The following is a 16,026-nucleotide window of genomic DNA, read 5'->3' on the forward strand; positions in this document are numbered from 1 at the left end:
GATGTTTTTTGTCGATTATTAGTGTTGAAATCAAGGGTAAACAGACTAATTCAGTAATATTATTAGCAAAAATCACCGTAGTTCTTGTTGGACTCCGTTATTTTTATTTCTGCTCTCTTCTTTAAACTGGCTGGGTGTCATCCCTTTTATCTGTTTGAAAATAGTACTGAAATAGCGTTGATAGGTGAAACCTACTTCAAATGATATTTCGGAGATGCTCAAATCCGTATGAATTAACAAGGAGGAGGCTTTCTCTATTCTAAGTTTATTGATATAGTCGTTCACTCCCATATCGGTGAGTGCTTTTACCTTATTATATAATGAAGCACGACTCATAGCCATATTTCCCATTAAGAATTTTACATCCAGATCCGGATTTGACAGGTTGTTGTAGATTAAGCCGTTCAGTTTAGTCATAAAAACCTCGTCAGCGTTGCTAATCGTTGAGTCTTGGGGCAGGATAGTGGCAGTTGCTGTTTCTTTATATTTTTGCCTTATGACTTCTCTGCTTTTCAACAGGTTGACAATAATTGTAAGAAGAAAGTCCAGTTCGAAAGGTTTTGACAGGTAAAAATCTGCTCCTAGTTTATAACCGGCAGAAGTACTGTCCTGATCACATTTGGCTGTCAGCAGGATGATAGGAATATGGCTGATTTCAATATTGCTCTTAATGCTCTTACAAAGTTCATATCCATCCATGCGCGGCATCATGACATCGCTCACTATGATATCCGGCTGTTTGTTTTTTATAGTATCTAATGCGTAAATACCATCTTCCGCCGTATAGATGTATTTGAATACATCTTTGAATGAGTCTTTTAAAAATGTACGGAGTTCCTGCTTATCTTCTACAATTAATAATGAATAGTTTGAACATGATATATCCATGGAAGAGATGTCCAGTGGGATAGGAATATTCTCACTGTTGTTATCGTTCATGACCTCTTCAGGTAGTGAAGTTTCAGTTAAGATTGGTAGTTCAAAATAGAATGTAGCTCCTTTATCTGTGTTATTGTAGGCACCGATATCCCCTCCATGCATTTCTATCAATATTTTGGCATAAGATAAGCCGATACCGCTACCGCTTTTGTTGTGTTCTCCCTGATAAAAACGGTTAAACAATTTATTGGTATCGATATTTTGCAGTCCGATGCCCTGGTCTTTGACAGAAATACGTACTACGTTATCTATCAATAGGGTCGTTACCCGTATCTCTGTCTGTGGATCACTGAATTTTAATGCATTCATCAACAAATTGGAAAGAATGATCTGGCATTTCCACTCATCGAACCAAATATATTCGATCGTATCATCCAGTTGATATTGTAAATTGATATTCTTTTCTTCGCATTCATTTCTGAAATCGTCTGATACGGAACGTACCCATTCATTCAATTGATGGGGGAGTTTTTGCAAAGGCTCTTCTCCTGTTTTGATCCGGTTCAGATCGAGAACCATATTAATGATGTTTTTCATTTGACGAGCCTGTTTGTATATACTGTTTAGCTGTTCCCGGATCAGTTCCGGCCTTAAAGTTTCGTTACTCCTGTCGATAAGCCTTTTCAAGGGTGCATATATCAGTGTCAGAGGTGTTCTCAATTCATGGCTGATATTTACCAGGAAGCGTATTTTTTCTTCATTGACGGTTTGTTCATGTTCTTTCATCTCCCATTTCAACTTGTTTTCTTTTTTCTTGATGATCAGATAGACGGAACCGGACAATAGAATGAAAAATAAGAAGATCATGGAAGAAATAAACCAGTTACTTTTGTACCATGGCGGAGTGATAAGAAGCGTGGCTATTTTTATAGGTTGGCTCCATATACCGCTTTTGGTATTACAGGATACAAGAATGGAGTAACTACCTGGGTTTAACGAAGGTAATTCAAGTTTATGATTGTAGGATTCTATATATTGATTGTTTAGCCCGGCTATACTGTAGCGGAATAGTGCTTTCCGGAATACGTCTTTCTCGTTAAGGTTGATAGTGATGGATAAAGAGGTATAATTCCAGGGAATATTTATCTTTTTTTCTTTCCCGTCGAGTTGGCTCATATATGAACTTCCGTTGAAAATGATATCTGTCAGTTCTATTTGTGGTTGTACCTTGTCGTTATAGGATATGTTTTTATCTATTTTTACCAGGCCGTTTGTTCCTGCGAGGTAAATATTGTTGGTTTTTGATGATTGTTGATACATGAAAAGTATTTCGTTGGGAGAAAAACCATCCGACTCACTCCAGACTACGAACCTGTTCTCATTTATAACATAGGAGAAGAGCATATTTTGTGCACATATCCACAATCTACCCTGATTGTCGAGGAATAGTTGGGTAATATTATTGAAAAGCTTGGTTTCGATCCTGTGTAATACCTTTTCATCTTTGTTGTAATAACTTAGTCCCTGATCGCTACCGATCCAGAATGTACCTTTTTGGTCATAAGAAAGCGAATGGATTGTTTCGGAAGGATCGACGCTGAATAGGATATGTAAACTGTCATTTTGTTGTAATCCTTCAAGTACATAGTGCTCTTTTATCAGGTACGTCAAAGAGTCGTCTGCATATACCAGATTAAGTGCTCCGGGATCGAGTTCCCCTTCGTTCATCTTAAGGGAAGAGAATTGTTTGGTTTCCGGATTGTATATGAGTGCACTCTGAGAGAGTATATAGATCTTATCTTTTGCGACTTTATGTGTAAGAGGCATATATCCGGAATAACACTCCTCGATGTTGGTTTCTTTGTCTACGATGGTGAAAGGTTTGTATTTTCCGGTCTTTTTATCAAATATGAATACTTCTTTACTGTATAAAGAAACAAGCAGTTCAGAATAAGACAGGGAGGTTATGGATGCAATTTTGTCTCCATAGGTGGAAGGGTAATGTCTGAATTGCCCGGTGAAAGGATTATACTGGTTTATACCTCCTCCGTCGGTTCCTATCCACAGAATACTGTCCTCGTCTTCATACAGACTGATAATCGCTTTTTCACTGAGTCCGTTGGTATTGTTTATTGCGACATCTTTATAGGTTTTTATATAAGTTTCTTTGATTCCGAATATACCGCCTCTGACACTCCCAGCCCATAAATTGTTTTCATTGTCTTTATAAAGAACAGTGATGGAGTTTACCGGAAGTGAGCCGGCATCACCGGGAATATGTTTGATACATGTGATTTCCTGTGTCTGGGGGGTAAGTATGTTGATACCTCCTCCATCGGTTCCCATCCATATCTCCCCGTCTTTTTCCAGGATGTTTAGGACTATGTTATTGCTTAGTTGGGAGTTTCGGGTGGTATAGTTGGCAATCAGTTTTCCGTTCGGACTGTAACAGAACAGTCCTCTGTTGTAGGCCGACAAATATATATATCCGTCTGATCCCCGGTAGATATCCAGTAAAGTGGTATAATTACCAAACGGAACTTTTTCTATGTGACCGGTTTTGTAGTTGTAGGCAAATAATCCGTTATTCTTGGTGGTGACAAGCACCGTGTGTTCGTTTAAAGGAAGTAACTTGATAATTCCTTGCATCTGTTTATCGTCTTGCTGGCCGATTGTATCCTGTAATTTTTTGCTTTCGAGGTCGTATGTATAGATATTATTTTCGGTTCCTATTAAAAGCAGTCCCGGCAGATTTAGATATGACAAAGCTTTTTCTTTGAGGATCAGATTGAAAGAATTACTATCAGGGTTATAAAGGGTAAGTCCTTTATTGGTGGACACCCATATATTTTTTTGCTGATCTTCCGCAATGAACTGGATATAATTTCCGGGCAAAGAATGCGGATTATCTTTTTCATTGAAGTAGTTCTTTAGTTCATATTGATCGAAACGATTTAATCCGGATTTAGTCCCGATCCACAGCATACCTTTGTGATCACATAAGATGCAGTTGATACTGGATTGCGATAATCCGTTCTCTATTGCTATTTGCTTAAAATAGTAATTGGTATTATTACACCAACCGCTATCGACGTATCCGCATATAGAAAATAGGCCAAATAAGAATGTGATAAAATGTTTAATCATTGATCTCTCTTTGATGCAAAGATACATTTAAATATCAATTTTCAAATATATTTTACATGAGTATTATGCATCTTCTATGTGAATATAAGTCCTTGTTTTTAGGACTTATAGATCAAAATAGACAATAGAGGAACAGATTTAGACAGGATTTGACGCCTTTTAAAAAGGGACCTTATACTTTTGTGGACGTATGGATTATATACATAAAATAATTAATTTTTAGAATCTTAGATCTATATAAGTATTCCTTGGTTTTTATAAATCTTAAATTGAAATTCTTATGAGGAAAATTGTAATTCTGTATTTACTCTGTTTAGTTTGGTGTGCAGGTTTTGCACAGCAAAAGATAAACGGAATCGTCTATGAGGCTGATACGATGGAGCCTTTAATTGGAGCAGCAGTAATGGTAAAGGGCACAACGAACGGCCAGACAACGGATTTGGACGGAAAATTCTCTATTATGGCTTCTGCCGGTGAAACTCTTTCCATATCTTATTTAGGAATGGTGACACAAGAGATTCCTGTGAAGAATGGCATGTCAGACCTGAATATTAAATTGGTAAAGGATGCCATGAATATTGATGAAGTCGTGGTGGTAGGATATGGCGTCACTCGTAAGCGTGACTTGGCCGGGGCTATTACTTCATTGAAAACTGATGAGATAAAGGCTGGTGTTGTAACCAGTACGGCACAATTGTTAAAGGGGCGTGCAGCTGGTGTTCAGGTAAAACAAAACTCGACGGAACCGGGAGGAGGTATTTCTATCCGTGTCAGGGGAGCTTCTTCCATCAGTTCAAATAACGAACCTTTATATGTAATCGATGGTTTTCAGACAGAGATCGGAAACCAGATCAATCCTGAAGATATTCAGTCGATCGAAATTCTGAAGGATGCAGCCGCTACTGCCATCTATGGTGCGCGAGGTGCCAATGGTGTTGTCCTTATTACGACGAAGAAAGGTTCGAAAGGCGCATTCAATGTAAGTTATTCTTATAATGCTTCTGTAAAGAATTTACAGAATCCCTGGAAATTGATGGATGCACAGGATGTGATGGGATATAACATGAAAGTTTGGGAGGACAACGGTAGTACCGGCAATCCGCCATATACACAGGAAGAACTGCAATATAAGGGAGCAGGAACAGACTGGATCGATGCAACTACAAGAACAGCAATGACACAGACTCATCAGTTCTCTATTACCGGAGGTAGCGATAAGATGACTATGTCTATTTCAGGTAACTATCTGGATGATCTGGGTGTGTTACAGAATACGAATTTCAACCGTTTCAGCGGTCGTATGAATATGGATTACAAATTGAATGACAGGGTTCGTTTCGGCTCAAATCTTTATATGGCACGTTCCAATAAGAATTTCCTGAATATGGGAACCAATACAACGACCGACAACGTTATTTATAACATCTTCATGATGTCTCCTCTGACAACTGTTACCGGTGATGATGTATTTGGTAAGAAAGGAAAGAAACCGGGTATTTTCAGTGAGTTGAACGATGTGGATTTCGAAGATATTACAAATAATATGTATATAACTTTGTATGGTGAAGCCGATATCCTGAAATCATTGACCGCACGTGTTCAATATACATACAGTAATGATAACGAAAAGTATCAGAAGTATTATCCGAAAAGTACGAATGTAGGTAAAGCCAATGACGGTCTGGCTACGATCTGGAATTATAAGAATGACAAACAGCAATTGGACGCTGTTTTGACCTGGCACCAGCAGTTCACAGAAAAACATGATGTGAAAGTAGTTGCCGGTACGACATATACCAAACATATTTACGAACAGAACGGAATGCAGGGATTCGGTTTCTCTACAGACGAATTCTCTTTCAATAATATGGGAGCAGCCCAGACGGTACAATGGATCAACTCTTCCAGATCGGATAATACGACAACCTCTTTCTTTGCAAGAGCGGAATATGTATTGAATCAGAAATATATTGTCAATGCTTCTGTTCGTGCAGACGGTGCTTCAAACTTCGGACCGGGTAATAAATGGGGATATTTTCCTTCTGCATCCGTAGCGTGGCAATTAGGTGACGAACCTTTTATGAGCTTCATCAAACCGTTGTTCTATGATTTTAAACTGAGAGCCAGCTATGGTGTTACCGGTAATGACGGGATCGGTAATTATCTTTCACAACGTAAATTTGCCATGACAGATGTATATTTGGGCGGTGGTTCGATCGTAAAAGGTATGTATCCTTCCAACCCCGAAAATAAAGATCTGAAATGGGAATCTACTTCACAGCTTGACTTGGGGATCGATTTCTCTTTGCTTGATAAACGTATTGAAGTGAATTTCGACTATTATGATAAACGTACGAAAGATCTTTTGAATCCTATCTCAGTATCCAGTTCTACAGGTGGCTTTCAGACTATGACTGGTAATAATGGCAAAATCCAGAACAGAGGTTTTGAACTGTTTATTAAATCCAACAATATTGTGAATAATAACTTTAGCTGGAACACAACATTCAATATCTCCCGAAATAAAAACAAAGTGCTTGAACTGAATCAGGGGGAAGCTCGTTTCGAAACAGTTCGTCCGCAAGGATGGTATAACTGGGAAGAATATGCTATGTTGAAGGAGGGTTATCCGTTAAGTTCTTTATATGGTTATGTATTTGATGGCATTATCCAGACAGGAGAAACGTATGCTGCACAGCCGAGTTCAGTTCCGGGTGACCCGAAATTTAAAGATTTGGATGGTGACGGACAAATTACTATCAATGACCGTGAAGTGATTGGTGACGGTAATCCGGATGTGATCTTGGGTTTGGGTAATAACTTCAAGATTCGTGATTTCGATTTTTCATTCTTTTTCGATGCTTCTATCGGTAACGATTTATTGAACTTGTCGCGCGTAGTTTTGGAAGATGATAACAGATTGATCGATTCAAAAGATAGGTGGACACAGCATAATCCGTCTAATGAAATTCCACGAAAAGGATATAAAAAAGATGCCGGTGTTAAATACGGTTCTTATATCAACTCGCGGTTTGTTGAAGATGCGAGCTACCTGCGCTTGCAGAATGTGGAATTGGGTTATACGCTGCCGTTACAGAAATGGGGGAATATGTATAAATATGTCAAGAACTTGCGTGTATTTGTAGGTGCACAGAATTTGTTTACCATCACTGGATATACAGGCTTCAATCCGGAAGTAAGTACGAATGGCGGTAAAGCCGTTTCACAGGGGCTTGATTTTAGTTCTTATCCTGCTTACAGGACATTTAACTTTGGTGCAAAAATAATTTTTTAAATGAATACGGTTATGAACAACATATTGAAAAAAGGATTGATATATACTGCGGCTTTTCTTTCGGCAGGCATCATTACTTCTTGTGACAGTACATTGGAGGAGGTTGTCTATTCGGAACTGACATCAGAGAATGCATTTAAAACGAAAGACGATGCAACGGCAGCTGTTAACTCAATGTATGAACCTCTTCACGGGGTATCCAACAGGGCGATTTTTTATTTGAACGACATGCCGACAGATGCCTGTTTCATGAAAGAGATGGACTGCGAATTGTTGAATGAACTGAAAATGAGTACAAACCAGGATGTTTCGTCTTCTTGGAACGGTTATTATAAGATTATCAGCCGCGCAAATATCGCACTTGATAAGATACCTGAAATTCCTGATGCTGAATTCGGGGATGACGAGGCTACCGCCGCGCAACTGAAAGGTAGATTATTGGCCGAAGCACATTTCATGCGGGGTTTTGCCTATTACCAACTGACGGATTTATATTATACCGTGCCATTGGTTATTAGTAGTGATGTGGCTGTAGATGCTATTTTGCCTCCTGCTTCGATAGAAGAAATAGAAACACAGATAGACAAGGATCTGAATGCAGCTAAAGGAGGTTTACCACAGAGTTATAGCGATAAGCTGGATGCAGGAAGAGCTACTTATGGCGTGGCGGCGGGTTTCTTGTGCCGTCTTCATATGAGAGCAGCCGGTCGTGCTCGCTTATCTGGAGGAGATGACGCGTCGGAATGGAAAAAAGCGCTCGAATATGCCAATGAAGTACTGGCACTGAATGGTAGTGTTTATTCATTGCAGCCAAAAGTATGGGATGTGTTTAACCCTGAAACAGATGCTACCTTATATAATAATGAGCTGATCTTTACCGTACGTTCCAGCCAAGATATTCCTTCCGGAAGCTCCGATATAGGTATGAACTTTACTCCGTGGGATTACGATATGGGATGGAATCTGTTCAGTGTCCCTCTGGAACTGACCTGGATGTTCGATAAGTCAGACGAACGTTACTCAGAATTGTTGGTTACCCAGTTTAGAAATGTTTATGATAATGATGCGACTCCAAAGCCCAGATATTATATCATACCGGAATCGGTGGAAAAGGTAGGTACTGTCTATGCGGATTCGGAAACACAGACAATCAACGAACTGGGAGCTTCCTATACTAAAAAGTATAAATATCTCCGACCGGGTACTTATAATTACAATACCAAGAATAATATGCCAATGCTTCGCCTGGCTGATATCATCCTGTGCAAAGCTGAAATCCTGAATGAATTGAACGGACCGACCCAGGAAGCGATCGATTTGATCAACCAGATCAGAAGCCGTGCGTTCCAGGACGACACTCATAATCTGTCGTTGGCTGCTTATTCTTCAAAAGATGCTTTACGCAATGCTATCTGTGACGAACGCCTTTTGGAATTAAATAATGAAGGTGTACGCCGTCCCGACCTGATCCGTATGGGATTGTGGAAAGACCGTTTGAATAAGTATATAGCTGCCATAAAAGTGAAATCGGAATGGCGACAGAAGAATTCAAAAGATCCGAATGCGGATTATACGTCTGAATGGAAGGTATATCCTCAGGACCTGACGGATAACGATATCAGACGTTATTTCCCGGTACCGAAAAGAGAGTTGGATCTGAATCCGGATCTGGCAAATTGTAGGAGTTTTTCCAAATAATTGATAGGCAGATAGGCACTTGTCCCGACAGGTGACCTATCTGTCGATTTTACCACAATGAATTATAAATAGACTGAATATGAAGAAATATATAAGCCGGATTGTTTTTTGGGTATTTATCCTGTGCGCAGTCAATACTTATGCACAACCTCCGAAGAAAAAAGTCTGGAATTTTAATGACCTGGAAGGCTGGGTGTATGCACACCAGGATGATAACCCTGATCACCAATGTGTGTTGGAGAAAGGTAAGTTGCGCATCTTTACGCGGGCCGGTTCGTGGGACAGGAAGAAAGTTCGTACAGCAGATAAAATTTATACGACCGGACGTTATACATGGAAGACTTATATCCCGGAAATGGGAAAAGGGGATCAGGCAAGTGTCGGCTCCTGGATTTATTGTGACGATCACCATGAGATCGATTTTGAAGTAGGATATGGAAAACAGGCGGTACGGGAAGAACTGGGAGCCGAACCTGACGAGATGATCGCCTATATGACTACGCAGGATCATCCGTTTAAGTCTGTCCCAGTGAAGATAAAGACAGGATGGCACATTTTTGAAATAGACATTACTCTGGTGAATGGCAACTATAAAGTCGATTGGTTGATAGATAAGAAGATTGTCAGTACGGTACAGCAGACCTTTGGTACGGCATTCGCATTTTATATCTTTTGCAGTGTTGAGAATCTGAAGTTTATTGGAGACAACCTGTCGACACAGGAAAACTATGGTATCTTTGATTATGTAAAATATCGGTATCACGAATGATCCGTTAATAAGACTCTGTTTAACAAAAATATAATCCCGTGAAAAATATAGTAACTATCTCATTGACGATTCTTTGTATTATGTGCCTGGGAGCATGTAACAATGATCTGGAAATAATAAAATCCGGAAAGAGTGATTATGTCATTGTAATACCCCAATCCCCTACAATGATAGAACAAAGAGCAGCAAAGGAACTGAATGAATATCTAAACAAAATAGCTGGGGTGATGCTGCCGGTTGTTGAAGATAATGCTGCTCCTGTCGATCATGAAATTTCGATAGGGAATACCAACCGGGTTATTCCGCTGGCTATTTCATTAGATAAGCTGGAACAGGATGGTTTCTATATTAAAACGAATGCACATAAACTTTATATAATGGGGGGGAATAGCTACGGCACTCTCTATGGCGTTTATGAATTATTGGAAAAATATTGGGGATGCAGAAAATATACACCGACTGTAGAAGTTGTTCCGCAACGGTCGACAGTCGTATTGCCTGCCAATATAGATAACTGGCAAGTTCCGGTTATTACATCCCGGAATATGTTATATGTATGTGCCAATGACAATGCCTATTTTGATTGGTTGCGGCTGACGCAAACTCCTACCAGCTGGGTGGACAGGGGCAAATGGGGTTTCTGGGTACATACGTTCGATCGGCTGGTTCCTCCCGGAAAGTATTTTGCTCGGCATCCCGAATACTATGCGATGAATGAGAAAGGGGAACGTGTCCCTTCACAACTCTGTCTGAGCAATCCGGAATTACTGGATGTCCTTTGTAAAGAACTCGACTCCTGCATATCTGAAAAACCGGAAGCGCTCTATTGGTCGGTCAGTCAGAATGATAACTACAATTATTGTAAATGCGAAGCATGTAAAAAGGTTTACGAAGAGGAAGGGAGCCCTTCCGGATTATTGATCCGCTTTATTAATAAAGTGGCGGAACGCTATCCGGACAAGATCATTTCAACCCTGGCCTATCAGTTTACCCGTAAAGCTCCTAAGCTGGCTAAACCGGCCGGGAATGTGAATATCATGTTTTGTAATATCGAATGTAACCGGAGTAAACCGATTCCTTTGGATACATTGAGTGCTGGCTTTAGAAAAGATATGGATGACTGGGCGGAAATATCTCGTAATATTCTTTTATGGGACTATATAGTGCAGTTCAGCAATTTATATACTCCTTTCCCTAATTTCAGAACTTTGCAGCCTAATATGAAGTATTTTGCAGGTAATCATGTCACTTCCGTTTTCTCCCAGGGCAATCCGGAGCCAGCCGGGGAGATGTGTCATTTGAGAGCTTATGTCTCGGCAAAGTTGTTATGGAATCCGGATTGCGATCTCGATGCTGTGGTTGACGATTTCCTGGAAGGTTATTATGGGCAGGCCGGGAAATATATTAAGGAGTATATGACCTTATTACATGATAATCTGGAGAAAAGCGGGGAGGAGCTAAGTATTTTCGGTAATGCTCTGACCCCGGTCAATGGTTATCTGTCACCAGAGAACCTGGATGCTTATAGCCAGTGCTTTGATAAGGCGGAAAAAGTCGTTGCCGATGATAAGGACTTGACGGCACGTGTGCAGTTTGCACGTTTGCCTGTTATCTTTGCAGAGCTGGAACAAGCTAGTCTGATGCCTGTCGGTAAAAGAGGGTTCTTGATCGATGGCAAAGATGGGGATTTGTCGGTGAATGAAGATTTTATGCATAAATTGGATCATTTTATCTCCTGCTGTAAGGTAAATAACACACGCCGTTTATGTGAATGGATGACACCGGTAGACGAATATAAAGAGGAGATGACGGATGTTCCCCTGCAATATCTGAAGTTTCTGGCCAAAGGGAACAAAGCGTTGGGGAAGCCTGCTACAGTGAACTTACCGTTAACCCGGTATGGTGCAAAAGGTACCGGATCATTAACCGATGGTGTGTTGGGTGCCCGCAATTATGATGAAAACTGGCTGGGATTTAAACACGATGACTTCGAAATAACGGTCGATCTTGGAGAGAAAGAAATTATTTCGGAGGTCGATACCCGGTTTATCCAGTCTATTCTCGATCGTCTTTTCCTGCCGGAAGGGATGGAAGTATTCGTTTCTGCTGATAACCGGACATACCATTCTGTTGGCCGGATCGTGAATGAGATGGATAGGGAAAAGAATTATAAAACGAAAGTGTTTGAGTTGAGGTTCACACCTTGTGAGGCTCGTTATATAAAAGTTAAGGTTAAAGTAGTTCCGGTTTGTCCTATGTGGCATCGAGATGCCCGAAGCGATGTATGGACCATGGTGGATGAAATAGCAGTTCGTTAATCAATAAATGTGATATTATGAAGCTAATGAAGTATTTGTGTATGATGTTACTGCTCGCGTTTGTAGCGTGCAACAATGATTCGGAAGGCGAGGTGCCCCCGACAGAGTTGATTCGGGCGATACAGGTAGCCCCCAAATCGGATAATGTGTTGAGGATGGAGGTCAATATAGAGTTCAAGCAAGCTGTGGACTATCAGATCGAGTATTGGAAAAGTGATGATGAAGCATCTAAAAAGATGACGGCGTTGGCTGGAGCTGACGGTTCTTCTACCTGCACTTTGGTTTTACTGGAGCCGGAAACCGAATATACTTTCAAGGTAAAGGCTTCGACGGGAGCAGTTTCGACGGTCTCCGAAGGATATACCTTTACGACATCTTCGCTGCCATCAGGTGTTCCGGTCTATTCAATGCCCATCGATAAGATGGAAGAAGATCTTCCCGGTTATATCTTGTTGATGAAAACAGATAAACCCGGTCATATTACGATAGTGGATACTAAAGGTAACATTGTCTGGTATCAGAATATGGAAAAGGCAGTACGTGTGGCAAATTTTGATGAAAAAACGAATACAATCTCCTGCATCATAGGTGCTTATGCGGAAAAGGATTATACCGGCAATGAAATCGTAGTGATGGATCTGACGGGGAAACGACTGCTGGATAAGGTATTTGATAAATTTTATGCTCACCATGATATCCGCCGCATGCCGGACGGGAACCTGATCCTGGTTAATTATACTCCTAAAACATTTGATCTGACAGAACGTGGAGGGAGTAAAGAAGAGACGGTATGGGGAGACGGCTATACGATCTTCGATATGGAAGGTAACAAGCTCGAAGAATGGGATTGTTTCGGCGAATTGCATCCGGCGGATGATCCTAATATCATGGAAATGGTACCTGTTACCAGCGTATTGGAGAATCCTATATGGTATAAAGACGATTGGCTGCATGCCAACTCGGTTAATTTTGATTCCGAAGGTAATATTTATATGTCTTTCAACTGGAGAAGTGAGTTGTGGAAGATAGAGAGAAAGACGGGGAAAGTTTTGTATAGGGTTGGTAAAGATGGTAATGTCGATATGCCGGCGGCTGGTTATGCAAACGGTATGCATAGCGTTGACCCGTTAGAACCGAATGAAGTTCTGGTGTTTGATAATGGCATTTACAATCATCTTTCCCGTGCATTGATTTATTCAGTCGATGAAAAAGACCGAAAAGCGGAGGTGACTATGGAAGTGACTTTACCGGAATACAGCTCTCCTTATATGAGTAATGTCCAGATATTGAATGACAATTTATTGATGTTTGGTTCGACACAAACCAGTACTGTTGTCTTTACGGATAAGAAAGGAACAATTTTACGTACGATCCTGGGATTACATCAGTCCTACAGATCGGTTTATATACCCGAGATAGTGTATTGAATACGATCGAAATAACCTTTTACAATGAATACGCTGTTTCTGTAAAGTTACAGCGTATTCATTTTTCAGGGGATTTTTTCGGATAGGAGCAAAGAACCATAAAAATAACGGAAAGTACTTGATTATAAGGATAAAAATGCTTAATATTGCTTATTACTAACTTTAATACGTAAAGTTATGGAAAAGAAAGCATTTAGAAAACGGATGATAACTCCGAAACATCTCTCGATTGCCGTTTGCCTGTTAATCATTTTCGGGTTATTCTATTTGAATGATGTGCCCTGGTTTATCTATGTTGCAGTTGTAGCGATCGCCTGCGTTGCCTTCCAGCCATACAGAATAGACAGCAAATACCTGACACAAGGAAATTTTGTGGCCATCCCTGTTGAAGCAATCGATAAAGTCTTTGTAAAAGAGTCGGGTAGCGTGGTAGTATATTATAGTAAACCTTATAAAGACGAAGAATATACGAACACGGTTCATCCGGTCGATACCGAAGGTTTTGTGGCGGCTTTACAACAAGTAAATGAAGAAATGACTATCTTGCGCGAAAATTCGTAAAATGGATAGAGTCTTTAAATCTAAGATCGGTTGGTGGTATCATTTGCTGATCATTGTGCTGGCAGTTTTGTGTGTGGTATCCGTATTGCACCAGAATGTAGCGGCTATTGTTATTTCGTTGGTCGCCAGTGCATTGACATTGCATGTGTTTTTCAATACCTATTATGTGGTTACGACAGACGGCATGCTGCTGCTCCGTTGCGGTTTCTTTCCTAAAAAAGAAATCGCTATTGCTGATATAGAGGCGTTGCAACCTTCTATCCTTCCCGTTTTCAGTTATTCTTTATCATTGGATAGAATCGTTATCTGGAAGAACGGACAGATGTGGATGCTGATATCTCCCCAGAATGAGAAAGAATTTGTCAAGCTGCTGAAGAAGTTTAATCCGGATATCGAGATTAGGAGTAATGCCGGGTTGTTATAACAAGAAGAATAGAATCACAATATAAAACTTAATTAAATCTGATAACATGAAATACGATGTTGCTATAATCGGTGGGGGACCTGCCGGTTATACTGCGGCCGAAAGAGCGGCTGCCGGTGGACTTTCTACCATACTTTTCGAGAAAAACGCATTGGGCGGTGTCTGCCTCAATGAAGGATGTGTTCCTACAAAAACATTGCTTTATTCGGCTAAAGTGTATGATACCATTAAGCATGCACAGAAATATGCCGTCAAAGCGGAGAATCCGACATTTGATTTTCCTAAGATCATTGCCCGTAAGAATAAAGTGGTAAAGAAACTTACCGCCGGTATCCGTATGAAGATGACGGAACATGGAGTGGTTGTAGTCAACGGTGAAGCTGAGATAAAAGGGCGTGCCGCTGATGGAACCATAACTATTGCCTGTGGTGAAGAAACCTATGAAGCAGCCAACTTGTTGCTGTGTACCGGTTCTGAAACCGTGATCCCGCCGATCCCCGGCCTGGCAGAGACAGAATACTGGACGAGCCGTGAAGCCTTGCAGACAAAAGAACTTCCCGCCTCTCTCGTGATTATCGGTGGAGGAGTGATCGGTATGGAATTTGCCTCTTTCTTCAATAGCATGGGAACGGAAGTACATGTGGTGGAAATGCTGGATAAGATATTAGGCCCGATGGATAAGGAACTATCCGAAATGCTTCAGGCTGAATATGCCAAAAGAGGGATCAAGTTCTATCTGGGCCATAAGGTGACAGCTGTTCACGGTGGTGAAGTCACTGTCGAGAAAGAGGACGAAAGCTTTGTTATCAGTGGAGAGAAAGTCCTGCTGAGTGTAGGCCGGCGTCCGGTAACCAAAGGCTTCGGCCTGGAAACTTTAGGCGTTGAACCTTTCCGGAACGGTATAAAAGTGAACCAATATATGCAGACTTCTCTGCCCAATGTATATGCCTGCGGCGACATCACGGCCTTCTCTTTACTTGCTCATACAGCAGTCAGTGAGGCTGAAGTAGCGGTGAAACATATTCAGGGAAAAGCCGGCGACGGAATGAGCTATAAAGCAATACCGGGTGTTGTATATACAAATCCCGAAATTGCCGGTGTTGGTAAAACGGAAGAAGAACTTCAGGCGGAAGGTATTCCTTATACGGTAAAGAAATTACCGATGGCTTTCTCCGGTCGTTTTGTGGCAGAGAATGAACAGGGAAGCGGGGTCTGTAAATTGATCCTGGCCGAAGATGAAACAGTGATCGGTGCCCATCTGCTGGGTAACCCGGCTTCTGAACTGATCGTTATCGCAGGTCTTGCAATAGAAAAAGGCATGAAAGCCGACGAGTTGCGGTCGATCGTTTTCCCACATCCTACCGTTGGGGAGATTATAAAAGAAACATTGTTCGTTTAATTACTTGGTTTAAATAGTTTCACCCTAATGAAACACTTGTTTCTCCTAGGTGAAACAGTTGTTTCATTAGGGTGAAACTATAATCAGCAAAGCATTCGGATTTCCTGTT

General features: G+C 40.9%; 9 protein-coding genes. 8 read left to right on the top strand and 1 reads right to left on the bottom strand.

Annotated elements, in window-relative coordinates:
* Nucleotides 1-72: 72 nt before the first annotated feature.
* Nucleotides 73-4,026 carry a hybrid sensor histidine kinase/response regulator transcription factor gene (locus HMPREF1536_RS09325; protein WP_082207473.1) on the bottom strand — a complete coding sequence of 1,318 codons (3,954 nt, stop codon included), beginning with the start codon at nucleotides 4,024-4,026 and terminating at the stop codon, nucleotides 73-75.
* A 280-nt stretch (nucleotides 4,027-4,306) separates the two neighbouring features.
* On the opposite strand from HMPREF1536_RS09325, the gene HMPREF1536_RS09330 reads away from it, so the two are divergent.
* The 8 genes from HMPREF1536_RS09330 (at nucleotide 4,307) to lpdA (ending at nucleotide 15,917) form a co-directional block, all read left to right on the top strand.
* Nucleotides 4,307-7,321, top strand: coding sequence for a SusC/RagA family TonB-linked outer membrane protein (locus HMPREF1536_RS09330; RefSeq protein WP_028730112.1), 3,015 nt, complete (start codon nucleotides 4,307-4,309; stop codon nucleotides 7,319-7,321).
* A gap of 12 nt (nucleotides 7,322-7,333) precedes the next feature.
* Complete coding sequence (locus HMPREF1536_RS09335) at nucleotides 7,334-9,019, top strand: RagB/SusD family nutrient uptake outer membrane protein (RefSeq protein ID WP_028730113.1); 1,686 nt, start codon at nucleotides 7,334-7,336, stop codon at nucleotides 9,017-9,019.
* Nucleotides 9,020-9,098: 79 nt separating this feature from the next.
* Nucleotides 9,099-9,788 (top strand): hypothetical protein, encoded by a 690-nt coding sequence (locus tag HMPREF1536_RS09340; protein ID WP_028730114.1) that lies wholly within the window; start codon nucleotides 9,099-9,101, stop codon nucleotides 9,786-9,788.
* Nucleotides 9,789-9,826: 38 nt separating this feature from the next.
* Nucleotides 9,827-12,106, top strand: coding sequence for a DUF4838 domain-containing protein (locus HMPREF1536_RS09345; protein ID WP_147337523.1), 2,280 nt, complete (start codon nucleotides 9,827-9,829; stop codon nucleotides 12,104-12,106).
* 17 nt (nucleotides 12,107-12,123) lie between these two features.
* Nucleotides 12,124-13,533, top strand: coding sequence for an aryl-sulfate sulfotransferase (locus HMPREF1536_RS09350; RefSeq protein WP_052735497.1), 1,410 nt, complete (start codon nucleotides 12,124-12,126; stop codon nucleotides 13,531-13,533).
* Nucleotides 13,534-13,710: 177 nt separating this feature from the next.
* Nucleotides 13,711-14,094: a hypothetical protein gene (locus HMPREF1536_RS09355; RefSeq protein WP_028730115.1), complete on the top strand. Its 384-nt coding sequence runs from the start codon at nucleotides 13,711-13,713 to the stop codon at nucleotides 14,092-14,094.
* A gap of 1 nt (nucleotide 14,095) precedes the next feature.
* A complete protein-coding gene (locus HMPREF1536_RS09360; RefSeq protein ID WP_028730116.1) occupies nucleotides 14,096-14,518 on the top strand; it encodes a PH domain-containing protein in 423 nt (140 codons plus the stop codon).
* A 46-nt stretch (nucleotides 14,519-14,564) separates the two neighbouring features.
* Nucleotides 14,565-15,917, top strand: coding sequence for a dihydrolipoyl dehydrogenase (gene lpdA, locus HMPREF1536_RS09365; RefSeq protein ID WP_028730117.1), 1,353 nt, complete (start codon nucleotides 14,565-14,567; stop codon nucleotides 15,915-15,917).
* The last annotated feature ends 109 nt before the right edge of the window (nucleotides 15,918-16,026 follow it).

The sequence above is a fragment of the Parabacteroides gordonii MS-1 = DSM 23371 genome (assembly GCF_000969825.1).
Taxonomy (GTDB): domain Bacteria; phylum Bacteroidota; class Bacteroidia; order Bacteroidales; family Tannerellaceae; genus Parabacteroides; species Parabacteroides gordonii.